The 17,681-nt window shown below is 34.9% G+C and carries 16 protein-coding genes, 2 pseudogenes and 1 other annotated feature; of the genes and pseudogenes, 15 read left to right on the forward strand and 3 right to left on the reverse strand.

Annotated elements, in window-relative coordinates; translation table 11 throughout:
* Positions 1-64 precede the first annotated feature (64 nt).
* The 6 genes and pseudogenes from CP357_RS01105 to CP357_RS01125 form a co-directional block, all read left to right on the forward strand.
* Positions 65-373, forward strand: a pseudogene (locus CP357_RS01105) (helix-turn-helix domain-containing protein); the annotation flags it as partial.
* A 39-nt stretch (positions 374-412) separates the two neighbouring features.
* Positions 413-1,879, forward strand: coding sequence for an SLAP domain-containing protein (locus CP357_RS01110; RefSeq protein WP_098036342.1), 1,467 nt, complete (start codon positions 413-415; stop codon positions 1,877-1,879).
* Positions 1,880-2,080: 201 nt separating this feature from the next.
* Positions 2,081-2,614: a hypoxanthine phosphoribosyltransferase gene (gene hpt / locus CP357_RS01115; protein WP_087176391.1), complete on the forward strand. Its 534-nt coding sequence runs from the start codon at positions 2,081-2,083 to the stop codon at positions 2,612-2,614.
* 335 nt (positions 2,615-2,949) lie between these two features.
* Entirely contained in the window at positions 2,950-3,123 is a 174-nt protein-coding gene (locus CP357_RS10270) for a hypothetical protein (protein WP_233187181.1), read from the forward strand.
* Positions 3,124-3,239: 116 nt separating this feature from the next.
* Positions 3,240-3,791: a metal-dependent hydrolase gene (locus CP357_RS01120; protein ID WP_025006403.1), complete on the forward strand. Its 552-nt coding sequence runs from the start codon at positions 3,240-3,242 to the stop codon at positions 3,789-3,791.
* A gap of 111 nt (positions 3,792-3,902) precedes the next feature.
* Entirely contained in the window at positions 3,903-4,142 is a 240-nt protein-coding gene (locus tag CP357_RS01125) for a hypothetical protein (protein WP_003626373.1), read from the forward strand.
* Positions 4,143-4,200: 58 nt separating this feature from the next.
* Here the strand turns inward: CP357_RS01125 and CP357_RS01130 are convergent, their stop codons facing one another.
* Complete coding sequence (locus CP357_RS01130; RefSeq protein WP_098036343.1) at positions 4,201-5,418, reverse strand: MalY/PatB family protein; 1,218 nt, start codon at positions 5,416-5,418, stop codon at positions 4,201-4,203.
* Positions 5,419-5,508: 90 nt separating this feature from the next.
* Between CP357_RS01130 and CP357_RS01135 the strand changes: the two genes are divergently transcribed.
* The 3 genes from CP357_RS01135 (at position 5,509) to brnQ (ending at position 8,443) form a co-directional block, all read left to right on the forward strand.
* On the forward strand, positions 5,509-5,925 hold the full coding sequence (locus tag CP357_RS01135; RefSeq protein WP_098036344.1) for a hypothetical protein: 417 nt from the start codon (positions 5,509-5,511) through the stop codon (positions 5,923-5,925).
* A gap of 128 nt (positions 5,926-6,053) precedes the next feature.
* Positions 6,054-6,725: a hypothetical protein gene (locus CP357_RS10420; RefSeq protein ID WP_233187182.1), complete on the forward strand. Its 672-nt coding sequence runs from the start codon at positions 6,054-6,056 to the stop codon at positions 6,723-6,725.
* Positions 6,726-6,745: 20 nt separating this feature from the next.
* Positions 6,746-6,995, forward strand: a binding site (T-box leader).
* Positions 6,996-7,063: 68 nt separating this feature from the next.
* Positions 7,064-8,443: a branched-chain amino acid transport system II carrier protein gene (gene brnQ, locus CP357_RS01145; RefSeq protein ID WP_098036345.1), complete on the forward strand. Its 1,380-nt coding sequence runs from the start codon at positions 7,064-7,066 to the stop codon at positions 8,441-8,443.
* Between the two features lie 65 nt (positions 8,444-8,508).
* Here the strand turns inward: brnQ and CP357_RS01150 are convergent, their stop codons facing one another.
* Entirely contained in the window at positions 8,509-9,519 is a 1,011-nt protein-coding gene (locus CP357_RS01150; protein WP_098036346.1) for a zinc-dependent alcohol dehydrogenase family protein, read from the reverse strand.
* Positions 9,520-9,685: 166 nt separating this feature from the next.
* On the opposite strand from CP357_RS01150, the gene CP357_RS10645 reads away from it, so the two are divergent.
* Both CP357_RS10645 and CP357_RS01160 read left to right on the forward strand, forming a co-directional pair.
* On the forward strand, positions 9,686-9,817 hold the full coding sequence (locus CP357_RS10645; RefSeq protein WP_087363188.1) for a hypothetical protein: 132 nt from the start codon (positions 9,686-9,688) through the stop codon (positions 9,815-9,817).
* A gap of 198 nt (positions 9,818-10,015) precedes the next feature.
* Positions 10,016-11,415: pseudogene (locus CP357_RS01160) on the forward strand (FAD-binding oxidoreductase).
* 66 nt (positions 11,416-11,481) lie between these two features.
* On the opposite strand, the gene pepV reads toward CP357_RS01160, so the two are convergent.
* On the reverse strand, positions 11,482-12,885 hold the full coding sequence (pepV, locus tag CP357_RS01165) for a dipeptidase PepV (protein ID WP_098036347.1): 1,404 nt from the start codon (positions 12,883-12,885) through the stop codon (positions 11,482-11,484).
* A gap of 130 nt (positions 12,886-13,015) precedes the next feature.
* Here pepV and CP357_RS01170 point away from each other — a divergent pair, with 130 nt between their 5' ends.
* The 4 genes from CP357_RS01170 to ppc all read left to right on the forward strand — a co-directional run bounded on the left by CP357_RS01170 (position 13,016) and on the right by ppc (position 17,655).
* Entirely contained in the window at positions 13,016-13,339 is a 324-nt protein-coding gene (locus CP357_RS01170; protein WP_233187183.1) for a type II toxin-antitoxin system RelB/DinJ family antitoxin, read from the forward strand.
* Entirely contained in the window at positions 13,329-13,661 is a 333-nt protein-coding gene (locus tag CP357_RS01175; RefSeq protein WP_098036349.1) for a toxin MazF, read from the forward strand. Before CP357_RS01170 ends, CP357_RS01175 begins: the two co-directional genes overlap by 11 nt.
* Before the next feature lie 150 nt (positions 13,662-13,811).
* On the forward strand, positions 13,812-14,855 hold the full coding sequence (locus tag CP357_RS01180; RefSeq protein WP_098036350.1) for a serine hydrolase: 1,044 nt from the start codon (positions 13,812-13,814) through the stop codon (positions 14,853-14,855).
* 61 nt (positions 14,856-14,916) lie between these two features.
* Positions 14,917-17,655 carry a phosphoenolpyruvate carboxylase gene (gene ppc, locus CP357_RS01185; protein WP_098036351.1) on the forward strand — a complete coding sequence of 913 codons (2,739 nt, stop codon included), beginning with the start codon at positions 14,917-14,919 and terminating at the stop codon, positions 17,653-17,655.
* Positions 17,656-17,681 lie beyond the last annotated feature (26 nt).

The raw sequence follows: 17,681 nt of genomic DNA on the forward strand, positions 1-17,681 counted from the left end.
GAATAAACAAACTAAAAAGACAATCAACACAGATTTAATTTATATAATACGAGGAGGTGAAATCATGAAAAGAATGAGCAGTTTAGCCTATCATTTTGGTATCAAACTACGCTTTTATCCTAGTTCTAAGCAAAAGAAAATCATTAAGTTGAACTATGATGCGCAACGCTTTGTCTACAACTCTTATGTAGGACGCAATCGAAGCAATTATCATGCTAAGCACTACTTAGCTGTTAGACAATATCAAACAATGCCTTTTGCCTTTTCTACTCTTAATAGCTATGAAGCCCAACTGGCAGAAACAGTAGTCATCAATAATGAATTATTGGCCAAGCCTAAGAATATCCGTGATACTTATAGCTTTTTGCGTGTTATAATTAAAAATATAAGTGAATTTTGATGAGGTAAAAAAATGAAATTAAAGCAAAAGATTGTATTAACTTCTGTAGCCACTTTACTAGCAGTTTCACCTACTGTCGGAATGATTCAACCGTCACAAACGGTTTTAGCAGCCACTAACAAACGGCAAATTAGTCAAAAAGATAAATTGAAGCTCAATCATAATGCCTATATTTATAATAAAAAAGGTAAGCATACTAAGAAGCTTTTGCGTAAAGGTACATTAGTTAAGTATCAAGGCAAGATTAGTCAAAATGATTTTGCGGATAACTTGTACTTTTATCAAAATTATTCAAATGCACACAGATATCAATTAACCATAACCAAGATTAAGGGTGCTGATTATTTTAAGATCGGTAAAAACCAATATATTAAAGCCGCAAATGTTGATGCTATCGATGGTAATAAGCTTTTATTTAATCAAACTACGGTAACAGTTAAAACGAAGGCGCCACAAATTTTTATGGCCAGCAAGAATAGAGCTTTGACTACCGGAAAATACTATAAAAAAGGTCAAAAGCTAGTTGTCGATCAATTAGGTGGCATGGACGTGTTAGCCAATAGTTTCCCTAATGCTTATCATATTAAAGGCACGGATTATTATATCTGGGCTAGAGATGTCACTGCCCGTCAAAACATGGACTCTATCAACTATGATGTTCGTAATACAACCGTTGTTGAGGTCAAAAGAGATAATAGTAAAGCACCATTATATGCATTTAACGGAAAAGTAATTACGCCTAAAGGTTTTGCTTGGACGAGTTTAGCACCAATAAAGGTTAATGGGGCTATCTATTTGTGGAACGAGCAGGAAAACAAAGCTGAGCTTTATTACCATTTAACCAATCATTATCAAAAAATGGCTAATTTGAAGACATCTCCTAGTTTCCCTGAGGTAGTTAAAATTAATACGGTAAAGATAGGGGATGCTTTTATTAAGGCTAGCGATGTAAAATATGTTGACGGTAAATTTTTAAAGCCGATTAATAGTGCTAGTCAGGCTGAAGATAATGCAAAAATTGCTATGTCTGAAAGCGAAGAATTAGATTTAAAGGATTTAATTAATAAGCAAATAGCAGTACAAGGTAGTATTAAGTACAAATTATCTAGTTTTTACAAACGGTATAACTATGATCAAGCGATTGATGATGCAAAATCCGTATTAAATAAGGATAGTGTGTCAGCTGCGCAAGCTCAATATTTGATTTGGAATATTAAGACAGCTAAAGATGAATTAGATGGTGCCAAAGTCAAAGTAGGAAATCTTAATAAATTGACGCAGAATGAAAGGCTGGCTATTGAATTACTAGTTTCAAATGTTTACTCTAAGGAAACTGATACTGAATCACTTTATGGCCAGATGACTATGAGTGAAGCAGATGAATCCGTGTTTGAATTAAGCATTGAAAACGAAAGAGATCATAATAAGGTTATTTCTACGAAGATGATGAAGACTAGCGATTTTGTGGAAGAAAGATAATATCTGTTGACACAAAAATGGGGATGCATGATGCATTTCCATTTTTTATTTTGCTTTTGTTTCAGTAAAACACGAACAATTATCATATAAAACAATATCATTTTTAGCATTTTATCTATTTTTAAGACGAAAACACTGTAATCTGTCAAAAATATATGCTAAAATCTGATCATTAGATGAACAAGAGGGGAAACATTTATAATGAACAACGATATTGAAAAAGTATTATTTACTCAGGAACAACTTAATAAACGGATGGATGAAATGGCTGAACGTTTAAATAAAAAATATGCTGGTCAAGAGCCAATTGTTATTCCTGTTTTAAATGGAGCAATGCTTTTTGCTAGTGATATGATCAAAAGATTAACATTCAAATTAACGGTTGATCCTATCAAGGCCTCAAGTTATGCGGGAACTTCTTCAACTGGTAATGTCAAAATTGTTCAAGATATTAAATCTGATGTTACTAATCATCCTGTGATTTTTATGGAAGATATTATTGATACTGGTCGCACTTTGAAGACACTTACTGAAGTAATGAGAAAGCGCGGCGCTAAGAGTGTAGAAGTGGTTTCAATGCTTGATAAGCCAGAGACACGTGTGGTAGATTTCAAAGCTGATGACTATGCCTTTAAAGCACCTAATGCATTTTTAGTAGGATATGGACTTGACTATAACGGTTGGTACCGTAATCTTCCTTATGTAGGGGTCTTAAAGCAAGCAGTTTATGCATAATTTTTAAAAAAGTAACCTCTATTTTAAAAATAGTTGATTTTAACAGTACTTTATATTACAACAGTTGTTTTTACTTATATGAAAATTAAGAAAGGACTATAATACATATTGTAAAGGTACGTTTTATCAACTAAAGAGGTTAGTAAAATGAATAAAGATATTCAAAAATTCAAAAAAGGAATCGAGTACCCAGAGCAGTAAAATGGTATTCCACAAGCTTTCTTCCATAATCCAAAATATAAAAAGCTGAGTACCGATGCTCGTTATTTATATATGATTTTTACACTGAAGATGACTCAGTCACAAATAATGGCTGGGTAGATTCCGACGGAAACATGTATATTATTTATCCTGATCAAGATCTGATGGATAAAATGAATTGTAATTCTTTTACAGTAAATCGATTGAAAAATGAATTGATCAAGCATAATTTACTGTTAGAGGAAAATATGCCTTCTGGACATAGTGATCGACTATATCCGCTTAGAGTAAGCGAAATTTATAAATAAAAAATTAAGCACATTATTACCATGATAGTGTGTTTTTTCTTACAGATTGAATGCTGTCATCTCTTATTTTTGTATGGTACAATATGAATATATGTTCTAATGAAGAGGTGACTAAAATGCTGACGCGCTCGCATCGTTTATGCAGCATCGCGCTTGTTGAGCTGGGATTAATTGCTAGCAACACATTTATCGCAGATCCAGCATCTAATTTAATAATTTTATTGGCTACTGGTGTGGGTGCGTCTTTACCTGATATTGATGAATATAACAGCACGACTAGTCGTAAATCTCCAATCAATTTTAGTTTGTTTCTACGCCATCGTGGTGTGACTCATTCATTTTTAGGCTGGTTAGTTTTCTCCATTGGTTTGTATTTCTTAATGAATCATTTTATTCCCATTGAATTTCGATCTTGGCAGTTGCCAAATTGGTGGGGCAGTATTTGGCTAGGCTTGATTTTAGGCTATTTTTTGCATTTAGTTGAAGATAGTTTTAGTAAGCAGGGAGTAGATTGGTGGGCTCCATTTGTTAAAAAGAGAAGACATCATTCAATCTTTCGTTATAAAGTAGGAGGATTTTTTGAAAAATTTATTACTTTAATTGCTTTTTTAGGAATTATAATGATGTCTTGCTATTGGTTATGGCTAATGGCCGCACCTGAAATCTAAGTAAAACACATACGTTTATTTAGTAAATTTCTTTACTATTTATGGTAAAGCACGCTACTTAATGTTATACTAACGTTGTTGGAAATGTTTTAAGAAAAGAGATATATTAAAATGAATCAAATTGCTTTTAACCAACAATTATCAGATAAATTAAATGAAGTACTTAACCCAACCTTGTATTCAACTCCAGGTAAGGGTGAAATTACTGTAGTTGCTAACGAAAAGAATGACTTGCGTGAATATCGCATCATTACTGAAAACAACAAGGTTGTTAAAGTTGAAGATGCATATGATGCTAAGCATGATGCAGATTATGATAAGATGATGGACTTTCTTAAGGACTATCGTTAATTAAAAAATTGAATATAAATATAAAAAGAACAGAATCAAGCGATTCTGTTCTTTTCTTTTACCATTCTGCATTAAAAGCATATTTGTCCATGCGTTTAAATGCATCTTCGATGCGAGAAGTTGGTGAAGCTAAGTTTAATCTAATTGAAGTTGGGCCTTGAAATAGTCCACCGTCTTGCCAGCCGATGCCATAATCCCAACCACGTTGCAATAATTCTTTTTGCGTTTTGCCATGTTTCTTTAGCCAATCCGTGCACTCGAGGAACATCATGTAAGTTCCTTCGGTCTTAAAGGTTGAAACTCCATCGAAATGCTTAGTTACATAATCGTAAGCTAGATTTACATTTTGAGAAAGAACTGGTAAAAGTTGATTAAGCCAATTATTTCCTTCGTCGCTGTAAGCACCAATTAAAGCATGTTCTGAAAAGACATTCATACTATTGTAAACAGTCTTTTTACCCACGCTTTGGATTCGTTCACGGATAGGCTTATTGTAAATAACGCTGTAACTGCCAATTAAACCTGCAAGGTTAAAAGTCTTAGATGGAGCGTAGAAAGCAGCAGTGTGCTCTTTGGCCCATTCGCTAACTAATTGGGTAGGAGTGTAATGATGATCATTCATCATTAGGTCAGACCAGATTTCGTCAGAAATTACCCAGACATTGTTTCTCTCGTAAACTTCCATTGCCTTAGTGATTTCTTCTTTAGTCCAGACACGACCAGTTGGATTATGAGGATTACAGAAAATCGCAACATGAATTTGATTTTCCTTAATCTTTTTATCCATATCCTCATAGTCCATTCGCCAAGTACCATTTTCATCTTTAATTAAAGGTGAGTGAACGATTTGATAACCGTTGCTTAATACAGCGTTAGTAAAGCCCATATAAGTTGGTGAATGAAGTAAAACTTTGTCGCCTGGTGCTGCAAAGACTTTTAAGGCAGAAACGACGCCGCCAAGTACACCGTTTTCGTAGCCAATATCTTCTTTAGTTAAACCTGATACGCCCTTGCGTTTTTTGTGCCAATCAATGATTGCCTGGTAGTAGGCGTCGCTTGGTTGGAAATAACCAAAGAGGGGATGCTGGGCACGTTTAATAATTGCTTCTTGAATTGATTTAGCCGTAGGAAAGTTCATATCGGCCACCCACATCGGGATTGTATCAAAGCCTTCTTTTGGTTTTGATGGTGCAAAACCAGGTAATTTTCCTACTGCATCAACGGCCATCGCGTCTTTGCCATGACGATCAATCAATTCTGTAAAATCGTATTTCATCTAATACCTCCATAAAAGTGTGTTGATCTTATTGTAATAGATGAACTAGCAAAATTGTTAATATTTGTTTGATTATGAAAGGAGCTCAAAATGAAATTAAACAAAAAATTTACAATCAGTGTTACTGCAGCACTTTTAGCTGTTGCGCCAGTAACGGGCGTAGTTAGTCTTCTTAAAACTAATATAGTTTACGCTGCAAGACAGTCCGCTAGTGGCAAAATCAAGGTAACTCAAGCTTACGTAAGTTATTTTGCTAACGGCAAGAGACACCCGGTTAAAAAGGGGAAAGTTTTAAAGTATTATGGTACACCTAAGTACAAACCGTTTGATCCAAGCAGCTATTATTTTGGTGAACTGCAATACAATTTAGGTAATAGTGGCTTATTATCATCTGACTATGTTAAACAAATTTCTGGCAAAAATTGGATCACAGTCATTAACAATGGCTATTTGTATAATGCAAAAGGGAAGCGACTATCTACTAAGATAAACGTGGTCAAAGTTTAGCTTATACTGGCAAAGTTAAATCAACTAAAAACGGTAAATATTACTTTTATGAAAATAATAAGAAAAAGCGCATCCCTTATTACAAGATCAAAGGACACGAATATTACAGGCTTGGTCGCAATCGTTATGTGAAAGTGGCTGATGTAATTGCTGTTAATGGTAATTATTTAATGACTACTGGTGAGACGACCGGAGTAGTTAAGAACAATAACGTCAGAACTTTCATCAATTCAAATGACTACAGTAATGATTCTACTATGGCACCTAGTGATAAGTACTTAAAGAAGGGGCAAAAGCTAACCTTTGACCAAGCAGTAACTTTTGTAAGTCAATTGGACGATTTTGATCATGATCCTTATGATTATTACCGTATTAATGGAAGAAGTACAAAAAGTTTTACGCTTGGCTATAACTTGGTAAAAATTGAACATCGGGGTTACGTTCTACCTAATATCTATAACAGCAAGAATAATTGGCAATATATTACTGATCGTCCGGTATGGAATTTCGGCAAAGATAGTCATTTTTGGCTAGGATATGCGGCTTCAGATGTAAAGAATAAGCAACCATTAGATATTAAGGAAATTGCTGAAGAGAGTACAAAAAAGCCAGCTTTAAAGAAGTTAGTCAAACAATATTACGGCCTTAAAGGTAATAGATTCTTCATCTATAATCGTCAAGGCAAGTTGATCAAAAAGTTAACACTTAAGAAAGAAAAGATTTTTAAGGTTAAAGGCCATCGGATCGTGAAAAATAATATTAAAAAAGTGTTGACATTGATGATAATTTGCTTAAAATAATTATTAACAATTTAATTAATCTGAAAACAAAGAGAAAGAAGAGTAGTTTAATTCGAATTTGCAGCGAATCTCGTTAGGTGTGAGGAGATAAAGGTAGAATTGAATGAAAATCACTTTCGAGTTCTATTTCTTAATCTTGTAGTAAGAAATGGTGGGAGCACCCGTTATAGTGCCTGCGTATCGCTGAAGTTTCTTCGGCCGCACGCGAAAGGTATTGTTAGTAATAACAATATAAATAAAGGGTGGTACCACGCTAGAAGCGTCCCTCAATCAAAGCAATTTTGGTTGAGGGACTTTTTTGTGGTCAGATAATTCTTAATTCTCAGGAGGACGAGTGTATGAATGATGAAAAATCTCGTAAGTTGACCTGGAAGCAATATTTAGTCGTTGCTTCTTTGCTATTTGGATTATTCTTTGGGGCTGGTAACCTGATTTTCCCACTTCACTTGGGACAGCTTGCCGGTGCGAATTGGGGGACAGCCGCAGTTGGATTTCTGATCACTGGTGTGTTATTGCCTTTACTATCAGTGCTTGCCGTAGCCATCACCCGTGCAGGTGGTGTTTACGACATCGGTAAACCATTAGGCGCCGGCTTTGCCGTAGTATTTATGGTATTGATCCATGCGACTATCGGTCCTTTGTTTGGTACACCAAGAACAGCAACTGTTTCATTTACTGTAGGTGTAGCACCATTTATCCCTAAAGATATGCAAACTGTCGCATTGTTAGTATTTTCAGCTGTGTTTTTCTTATTAGCATTTGCATTTTCATATCATGAAAACAACATCTTGTCTAATGTTGGTAAGGTTTTAAACCCATTATTTTTAGCACTTTTATTCTTAGTTTTCGTTGTAGCATTTTTTAATCCATTAGGAAATCCACAAACTGCTGCTGTTACTGCTGCTTACAAGCATTCAGCATTAGTTAACGGCTTCCTTGAAGGTTATAACACTATGGATGCCTTAGCTGGTTTGGCTTTTGGTGTTACTGTTGTTACCGCTGTTCGTTCAATGGGTCAAAAAGATCCAAAGAGTGTTTCAAAGGTGGTTGCCAAATCTGGTGTAGTTGCTATGGGTGCCGTAGCTTTAGTCTACTTACTTTTGATCTTGATGGGTGCAATGTCATTAGGTCACTTCAAGGTATCAGATAACGGTGGTGTTGCATTTAACCAAATCGTTAATGAATACGGTGGTCTTTTTGGTCAAGCATTACTTGCATTCTTGTTAACTGTTACTTGTTTAACTACTGCTGTTGGTTTGGTTGCCGCATTTGCACAAGATTTCCATAAGCATTTCCCAAAGGTTAGTTATCACGCATGGCTTGCTCTTAGTTGTTTAGCATCATTCTTTGCTGCTAACTTTGGTTTGGATCAAATCATCGCTTGGTCAACTCCAATGTTGATGTTCTTGTACCCATTATCAATGGTCCTGATCCTTTTGTCAGTATTTTCACCATTGTTCAAACGTGATAGCGTAGTTTACTTCTTTGTAATCTTGTTCACGGTAGTACCTGCATTAGGTGACATGGTTGTAGCATTTCCAGCAGTTGTTAGTCAAAGCCAATTTGGTTTAATGGTTACTTCAGTTAGAAGTTCTTTGCCACTTGCAAGTATGGGACTTTCATGGTTAGTACCTGCATTAGTTGGTTTGGCAGTTGGATTAGTATTCCACGTCTTTAGAAGAAAGAACTTAGTCACTGCACAAGAAGAATTTGAATAAAAATAAAAGCTTTTCTACTCATGCAAAATACGTGAATAGAAAAGCTTTTTCAGTATTAATTTTAATTACTTCAAATTATTAACCTTCACAACAGCTTTGGATACATCCTTTAATTTACCTGAAGTAAATTGCTCAACTTCACCTAAAGATAATTCATGTGAGATTAATGGTAAGACATCGACTTTATGTGATTCAAGTAGTCCAATGGCATCTTCAAAGCAGTATGGATTGATAAATGAGCCTTGAATCGTTAATTGCTTTTGATAGATTTCATAAGAATTAATCTTGAATTGTGACTTAGGGTTGGCCACGCCAAACATTAATACTTGTGCACCACGCCGCGTAGCAGCAATTGCTTCTTCTTGGGTAATAGGATTACCGACAGCTTCTACTACAATGTCGTAAGCATTGTTAGGAATCTTGTCTCCTTGAGCGGTATTAAAAGTAGTGACATCAAAATGATCATGATTGAGCTTTAATTTCTCTTTAGAAATACCAGCTAAATCCACCTGATGAACGCCCATTGCCTTTAAAGTTTGAACGAATAATTCACCCATAAAGCCGTCCCCGATGATTAATGCTTTTTGATAGGGATGCAATTTTAACAAATTTACACCATGCATAGCACATGAAAGTGGTTCGGTGACTGCAGCTGCCTTAAGTGAAAGGTTATCTGAAATAGGGTAGACAACTTTAGCTGGCGCGGTGAAGTATTCCGCAAAACCGCCATCACGAGTGACACCTACAGCGGAAAGGTGTTCACAAAGTTCTGGTCGAGAAGTACGACAGTAGTAACATTGACCACAGTAAATATTAGGGTCAACAGTTACTCGATCACCAGGTTTAATATTGGTGACATTTTTGCCAACCTCTTTAACAATCCCTGAGTTTTCATGACCTAAAATAATAGGTGGATTTGCTTGAGCAGAACCTGGTAAACCATTGTAAAGTTCACGATCTGTGCCGCAAATACCGGCATAGGCTGTATGAATTAAAACTTCATCATCTTTGACCTCTGGGGTGGGAACTTCTTTTTCTTCTAATTTTTTAGTTACCGTTAAAACTAATGCTTGCATAATTTTTCCTCGATTCTTCATGAATAGAGTAACTCATTTGAAGGCAAATGTAAGTACTTTCATAGATGAAAATTATAAATTATTAAAGCTTTTACCAATAAAAGCAGAAAAATAGTGTTGCCAATAAAAATTAATATAATATAAGGATATGAAACGAGGTAATAATATGAAGAAATTTGGTAAATTAGGTTTAGGAGCCGCAGTCGTTAGTTTATTTGCTTTATTAGTTGGAAAGAAGTTAAATGATCAAGTAGATAAAAAAGATGCTGAAGATCGCGGCGTAAGTAAAATAGACTAAAAGGAGCTGGATGGGATACCATTCAGTTTTTTATTTAAGTAAAAAGTAAGTGTATCTTACTTTGTAAGCGAACTCATCAGCAACTATAATAACGATAGTTACTTAATTAAACATAACAACAGAGTATATAAAAGGAGAGCAAAAATAATGGAGTATCATAAGATCAATCAAGAAGATTTGAAAGCTTGAAGTTCTTATATTGCTGATCCTGCACGCCTTATCACTAATCCAACTACGCACTGGGATCACGATCAATTCAAGACCGTTCGTGCTATGCCATACTTGGTCATTCAACCGGTTACTAATGAAGAAGTACAAAAAGTCGTTAAATATGCTAGTGATCACAATATTCCGATCGTGCCAAGAGGCAATTCAACTGGCTTGATGGGAGCCAACTTGACAGTTGAAGGTGGTATTTCACTAGACATGATTAAAATGAATAAGTTGCTAGAATATGATCAAACATCATTAACTATGACTGTACAGGCAGGGATGCGGTTGATTGATATTGAAAAAGTTCTTAGCAAATAAACCATTTTCATACATGCCAGCATCAGCGATGCACTGGGCTTCAATTGGTGGTAACGTTGACACCGATGCTGGTGGCTTAAAGTCTGTCAGATATGGCGTAACTCGTGAACACATTCGTCAATTGAAAGTAGTTTTGACTGATGGTAAATTATACAAGTTTGGTGCTAAAGCTGTTAAATCTTTATCAGGTTACTCACTCAAAGATTTAATCATTGGATCAGAAGGTACTTTAGGTGTAGTTACCGAAGTAACGATGTGGCTTTATCCAACACCAAAAAAATCAATTAACGCTTTAATTCCATTTCCAACATTAAATGATGCGATCAAGTCAGTACCAGCAATTTTGGCTTCAGGCGTAGTACCTACTACAGTAGAATTTATGGGTAGGAAAGTTATCGATCTCTGGGAGAAATACTATAATGAAAAATTCCCAGTTGATACAGGAGATGGCTTTATTTTATTTCGTTTTGACGCCTTCACCGATGGAGAATTGCAAGCTGAATTAAAGCAAGCTGTTGCCACTACCAAGCAATTTAAGTCAGCAACACCAATTGTGCTTGATGCTAACTCAGAAGAAGCAAAGACCATTTGGAAGTGTCGTGAAGATTTGTTGTTAGCTATTCAAAAATCAACGCCTAAGATGGATGAGGTAGATATTTGTGTACCAATCAATCACATTCCTGATGTTTTGGATCAGTAGATGAGCTTGAAAAAAGAAATAGGTATGAGAATTCCTAACTTTGGTCATGCCGGTGACGGTAATTTGCACATCTATCTCTGTTCAGACAATATGAGTGATGAGGAATACAAAGAAAAGAGCGATAAGGTAATTACAGAACTTTACAAGACTGCTAAAGCCCTTGATGGTAACATGTCTGGTGAACATGGTATTGGTTATGCTAGAATGGTTCGAATGGTACTATGGTGAAGACTATACTAACTTATTAAGAAAGATTAAAAAGGTCTTTGATCCAAACTCTGTTTTGAACCCAGACAAGATTTTCCCATTACAAGATAATAGCAAGTTGACTAATTTAACTTATGTAAACGAATTGGTAATGAGCTAAAGCAATAGAATAAAAGAACAAAAAAGATGGTCATTTTCCTGTGAGAAAAAGATCATCTTTTTGTTTTTAAGCTTCTTTTGTTAATTCATAAATTGCTTCGGCGTAAATGGCAATTGAATCAATCAAGTCATCAACTTTCATGTATTCGTTAGCTTGGTGCATAACCATTGGTGCATCTTCTGGTTGAGCACCGAAGGCTACACCATGCTTGAATAGACGACCATAAGTACCACCACCGATAACAACTTCGTGGCCTGGTTTACCAGTTTGATGTTCATAAACCTTGAGTAAGGTCTTAACTAATGGATCATCACCTGGTACGTAGTGTGGTTCTTCAAATGAGTTGAATGAAGCAGTTAGGATATCACCAAATTTTTCTTCAACTTGCTGAACCATCTTGTCTGGATCAGTACCCTGTGGGTAACGGATATTATCCTTTAAGATAGCATCACCATCAGCCTGATATTCAAAGATACTTGGTGCACTTGAAAGATCACCCATTAAATCATCATGATGAGCAACGCCAAGCTTTTCACCCTTAAAGTCTTCATGTTCAACATCAGCTAAGAAGTTAAGATAATTCTTGTCGCGTCCAGCGAAATCGAATTGATTGAGGAACTTACCTAAGAAAGTGGCAGCATTGCGACCAACTTGAGGAGCAGAAGCATGAGCTCCTTGACCAGTAAGTTCGATCTTAGCTTGATCGCCATTAATTTCGAACTTACCTTCTAAGTCATTGTCAACTAAAAACTTAGTGAATTGTTTCTTAATATTTGCTAAATCACTGCTACTAATAATAGCGTAAGCTTTTTGTGGAGTAACATTTTCAGCAATACCGGCAGTAAACTTCTCAAGTTTTGCATTGCCCGTTTGATTATCATCTTTAAAGTTAAGTATCAAAGTATAAATTCCTTGCTCACCGTTAATGATTGGGTACTCTGCATCAGGAGAGAATACTTGATCTGGAGTAGGTTCGTGCTTTAAGTAGTAATCAATACCAACCCAGTTAGTTTCCTCATTAGTACCAACGATGAAGTCGATCTTTTTCTTAGGAGTAAAGCCAGCTTCTTTTAGTAAAAGCATGCCGTAGTATGCGGCAAGGGCAGGACCTTTATCATCTGCGGAACCACGACCGATGATTTTTCCATCCTTAATCAGCATCTTGAATGGGTCGGTATTCCAACCATCACCTGCAGGAACTACATCCATGTGACCTATGATGCCAAGACGTTCTTCACCATCACCATAGTCAACGCGACCAGCATAGTTATCAACGTTCTTAATATGAAAGCCATCTCTTTCGGCAAATGATAAAAACTTCTTCATTGCCTTAACTGGTCCAGGACCAACAGGGTATTCTGTAGAAGTATTATCTAAATCTTCAGAAGAATCAATGGCAATTAATTCGCCTAAATCGCGTAAAATATCATCTTTCTTAGCAGCAGCTAATTTCTTATAGTCTAAGTTCATATTTTTCTCTCCCTTAATTAAAATTGATTAATAATATTTTATCAGAAATATTTGATTCTTACTAAAAATAAGACAAAAATTGGATCATTTAACTACTTCCTACAGTCTTTAAGATACCTCAGTAGTACATATGATTACAACAGATCCAAATAGATGGTATAATAGACATGGAAAGACTGTGATTTCAATGGCATCTTACAAAAAAATACAAGCAAACGTAGATTCAAATTTAGCTTTACAAGCTGAAGGTATATTTAAAAATATTGGACTCAATACTACTACTGCTATAAATGTTTTTTTAAAGAAAGTAGTTGCAACGGGAGGTATTCCTTTTGAATTGAAAGAAACGCCAGAACAAAAAGCAACAAGAGATTTGGTACAAACCATTTCAAAATTACCTCATAAAGAGGCTAAATCAACGAAAGATATCGAGGATTGGCTGAATGAGGACTAACGATATTGTGGATGTTTTTGTAGCATATACTGATAAAACAGGTGGTAAAAGCAGACTAGTTTTAATAATAAAATTAACCGATGCAAAAGTTTGGCTACTAAAGATTACATCGAAGTACACCGAGAAAAGTGAAAATATAAGAAAGTACTATTATCCAATTTTTGATTGGGAAAAATATAATTTTGATAAACCTTCATATATTGATACAAAAGAATACTTGATTGCCAATATTAATGACTTAAAAATAACAAAAGTTAGAAGTCATTTTTCATTAACTGATTTGAAAAGATTAAAGATATTTATTGATAACAATTGCCAATAGATTAGAGAAGAAGCTTGATTGCTTCTTTTTTTATACTCAAATGCGTAATGTACAAATAAATTTGTTTTCTAAAACCAAAATAGATTATCATAAATGTAAAGTTGATCTTGAAATGTTACCGGGAGTAAAAAAATGAGGTAAAGAGCAACTATGCATCGAAAAAAATTCTTCTTATACAGCTTGATAGGAATCTGCGCTTTTTTACTATTTTTATTCGTTATACTTTTGGGCGACAGGATGGATAGTGGTATCAGAGATTCACCTAAGCAGCTTAAAGAATATATGAAGTTTCATCATATTAATGGTGTAATGTTAGTCAACGATAAAAAGGATAAAAGTCGACCAATTGTCGTTAAAAATAATGAAACTACTAACGAAGAGCAGATAGTAAAAGCAGATCAGTTGTTTCCGATTGCTTCTCTTCAAAAAATCATGACAGGAACTGCGATTAATCAGCTAGAGGAACAAAAACAGCTCAGTCGGAATACACCTTTATCAAAATATTTTCCTCAAGTACCGGGTAGTAAGAATATTACAATTCGTGAATTAATGAATCATACAAGTGGTTTGATTAATAATGCTCGTCCATCATCTCCACTTAAGAATCAGCAAGAACAGATTGCTTATATGCTAAAATACATCAAGTATGATCATATTCATACTTGGGATTATCAAGACATAGATTATGAATTATTAGCAGCAATTATCAGTCGTATAAACAACACAACTCATAATAATTATGTTCAAAATAATTTTGCAAAGCCGCTTCATCTTCACAAGGTTAAGGATTTTTCCGAAGTGTCTCAAAAAGAAGTCCCTCAACCTATGGTTAATAATGTCAATTGGCATAAAGTAACTATCACGACTTCTTCTGATTTTGGTGCCGGTAATTTATTTATGTCACCAAATGATTACTGGAAATTTGTTTATGACCGTGTTCTTAAAGATCCTAAAATGATCAATAAATATTCTCGTCAAGCCCAGCATCAGGAAGTAGCTTACTTCGGTGGAGTGTACTTCAAGGGTAATGTTATTCGCGCAGATGGTAGTATCCCTGGATACAATTGTTGTTTTGTCGCTAATTACAAGACTAAACGAATGATTATGCTATTTTCTAATAATATTAATTACTTTAAGTTGAAGAGAGCCGCAGATCATATCCTCCATGACTATATGGGCGTAGGATTATTTTAATTCATTTTTTACACTTTTCATGGTATTTTAGTCTTAGTAAAAGTAGAAAGGAATTTCGGACATGACTGTTAAAAAATTAGAGAATAGCAGCGATGTAAATGTAGTGACTGAAGAAGTTAAGATTTTAACCGACTTGCTTAACGAATCTACAGAACAATTAATTGGTAAAGAACTTTTTACTAAGATTCAAAATTTAATTAAGATTTCTGCAAATAAAAATTATCAAGAACTTGAAGATCAAATCGCCAGTTTAGATAATCGTGAAATGATCGTCGTTGCTCGTTATTTTGCTACATTACCACTTTTGATTAATATTTCAGAAGACGTGGAATTAGCCAGCAAAGTTAATGTATTGAACAATACTGATCAAGATTACTTGGGGAAATTAAACGACACTATTAATATTGTTGCGCAAAAGAAGAATGCCAAAGAAATTTTGGAAAAGGTAAATGTAGTCCCTGTTTTAACTGCACACCCAACTCAAGTTCAAAGAAAGACTGTGCTTGAATTAACGGATAAGATTCACACTCTCTTGCGTAGTTATCGTGAAGTTAAAAATGGCATTATCAATCGTGATGAATGGACAGAAGAATTACGTGCTTGCATCGAAATTTTAATGCAAACGGATATTATCCGTGGCCATAAATTGAAGGTATCCAACGAAATTACCAACGTATTGACTTACTATCCTAAGTCCTTAATTCCTGCAATTACTAAGTTTACTGCTCGTTATAAGGAATTAGCTAAAAAGCATGGCTTGGATATTGCTAATGCTACACCTATTACAATGGGGATGTGGATCGGCGGCGACCGAGATGGTAATCCATATGTTACTGCAGATACTTTGAAATTAAGTGCAACACTTCAAAGTCAAGTCATTTTTGAATATTACATCAAACAAATCAATCAACTTTATCGTTCGATTTCTTTATCCACTTCTTATATGAAGCCTTCAACTGAAGTGATGCATTTATCTGAATTATCGAATGATGATTCGCCATTCAGAACTAATGAACCATACAGACGTGCTTTCTACTATATTGAAAGTCGTTTGGTTCGTACTGAACAAAAATTACTAAATATCACTAATCAACATAGTTTCCTTAAAGAACGTGATCTTGAACATTTAGATCAGATTCCTGTTTATGAAGATGCGCAAGAATTTAAAGCAGACCTAGAAGTTATTAAGCGTTCATTGGAGGAAAATCGCGATCAAGCAGTAGTCAAGAGTTATTTCACTGAAATTTTAGAAGCAATTGATGTTTTTGGCTTCCATTTAGCTACAATCGATATGCGACAAGATTCTAGTGTTAATGAAGCATGTGTTGCAGAACTACTTAAGAGTGCAGAAATTTGTGATCATTATAGCGACTTAAGCGAAAAGGAGAAGGTAAGTCTTTTACTTAACGAATTGAATAATGATCCTCGTAATTTGCACTCAAATAACAAGCCTAAATCAGAATTATTGCAAAAAGAATTGAAGATTTACAAAACTGCTCGTGATCTTAAGGATCGTTTAGGCGAAGATGTGATCAAGCAACATATTATTTCTCATACTGAAAGTGTTTCAGATATGTTGGAACAAGCAATCATGCTCAAGGAGTATGACTTGAGCGACAACGAAAATGCTCGAATTCAAGTTGTACCTTTATTTGAAACCGTTGAAGATTTAAACAATGCACGTGATATCATTAAAGAATACTTGAATTTAGGCATTGTTAAGAAATGGCTTGCTTCTCAACACAATTATCAAGAAATAATGTTAGGCTACTCAGATTCTAACAAAGATGGTGGCTACTTAGCTTCATGCTGGAATCTTTACAAGGCTCAAAAAGATTTAACTGCTATCGGTGAAGAATTAGGCATTAAGATTACTTATATGCATGGCCGTGGTGGTACTGTCGGTCGTGGTGGTGGTCCATCTTATGAAGCAATTACCGCACAACCATTTAAGTCAATCAATGATCGTATTAGAATGACTGAACAAGGCGAAATTATTCAAAACAAGTACGGCAATAAAGATACTGCATATTATAATTTAGAGATGCTAGTTTCAGCCACAGTCGATCGTATCACTTCTAAACAAATTGTTAGTGAAGACCATATTGCAGATTTCCGTTCATCAATGGATAAAATCGTTACTGAAAGTAATGAAGTTTATAAGAAATTAGTCTTTGAGAATTCAAATTTCTTAAATTACTTCTTGCAAGCAACACCAATTAAAGAGATTTCAAATCTTAATATTGGTTCACGTCCAGCTTCGAGAAAGAAACTGTCTGACTTCTCAAGCTTAAGAGCTATTCCATGGGTATTTTCTTGGTCACAAAGTAGGGTAATGCTCCCAGGCTGGTATGGTGTAGGTTCTGCCTTTAAACACTTTATCGATGCTGATCCAAGTAATTTAAAAGAATTACAGATGATGTATCAAGGCTGGCCATTCTTCCATTCATTACTTTCTAATGTGGATATGGTTTTATCAAAATCTAATATGGAAATTGCCAAGCAATATGCTGAACTATGTCAAAATGAAAAAACAAAGGCAGTCTTTGACATTATTTATCAAGAATGGAAATTGACTAGACAAATCATTCTTCAAATTGAAGGACACGATGATCTACTTAATGATGCACCAAACTTGAAGAACAGTTTAGCAGCTAGAATGCCATACTTTAATATTTTGAATTACATTCAACTAGAAATGATCAAACGTGATCGTGAAGACGAAATCCAAGGTGTCTTCCAAAGTATCATTCCAATTACTATTAATGGTGTGGCCTCAGGACTTCGTAATTCGGGATAGAATTTTTATATTAATAATTAAAAATA

The sequence above is a fragment of the Lactobacillus sp. UMNPBX6 genome (assembly GCF_002553975.1).
Taxonomy (GTDB): Bacteria; Bacillota; Bacilli; order Lactobacillales; family Lactobacillaceae; genus Lactobacillus; species Lactobacillus gallinarum.

Excerpts from the sequence above, each read along its gene's own strand:
- CP357_RS01110 (WP_098036342.1), top strand. The coding sequence starts at position 413 with ATGAAATTAAAGCAAAAGATTGTATTAACTTCTGTAGCCACTTTACTA.
- hpt (WP_087176391.1), top strand. The coding sequence starts at position 2,081 with ATGAACAACGATATTGAAAAAGTATTATTTACTCAGGAACAACTTAAT.
- CP357_RS10270 (WP_233187181.1), top strand. The coding sequence starts at position 2,950 with ATGTATATTATTTATCCTGATCAAGATCTGATGGATAAAATGAATTGT.
- CP357_RS01120 (WP_025006403.1), top strand. The coding sequence starts at position 3,240 with ATGCTGACGCGCTCGCATCGTTTATGCAGCATCGCGCTTGTTGAGCTG.
- CP357_RS01125 (WP_003626373.1), top strand. The coding sequence starts at position 3,903 with ATGAATCAAATTGCTTTTAACCAACAATTATCAGATAAATTAAATGAA.
- CP357_RS01130 (WP_098036343.1), bottom strand. The coding sequence starts at position 5,418 with ATGAAATACGATTTTACAGAATTGATTGATCGTCATGGCAAAGACGCG.
- CP357_RS01135 (WP_098036344.1), top strand. The coding sequence starts at position 5,509 with ATGAAATTAAACAAAAAATTTACAATCAGTGTTACTGCAGCACTTTTA.
- brnQ (WP_098036345.1), top strand. The coding sequence starts at position 7,064 with ATGAATGATGAAAAATCTCGTAAGTTGACCTGGAAGCAATATTTAGTC.
- CP357_RS01150 (WP_098036346.1), bottom strand. The coding sequence starts at position 9,519 with ATGCAAGCATTAGTTTTAACGGTAACTAAAAAATTAGAAGAAAAAGAA.
- CP357_RS10645 (WP_087363188.1), top strand. The coding sequence starts at position 9,686 with ATGAAGAAATTTGGTAAATTAGGTTTAGGAGCCGCAGTCGTTAGTTTA.
- pepV (WP_098036347.1), bottom strand. The coding sequence starts at position 12,885 with ATGAACTTAGACTATAAGAAATTAGCTGCTGCTAAGAAAGATGATATT.
- CP357_RS01170 (WP_233187183.1), top strand. The coding sequence starts at position 13,016 with ATGATTACAACAGATCCAAATAGATGGTATAATAGACATGGAAAGACT.
- CP357_RS01175 (WP_098036349.1), top strand. The coding sequence starts at position 13,329 with ATGAGGACTAACGATATTGTGGATGTTTTTGTAGCATATACTGATAAA.
- CP357_RS01180 (WP_098036350.1), top strand. The coding sequence starts at position 13,812 with ATGCATCGAAAAAAATTCTTCTTATACAGCTTGATAGGAATCTGCGCT.
- ppc (WP_098036351.1), top strand. The coding sequence starts at position 14,917 with ATGACTGTTAAAAAATTAGAGAATAGCAGCGATGTAAATGTAGTGACT.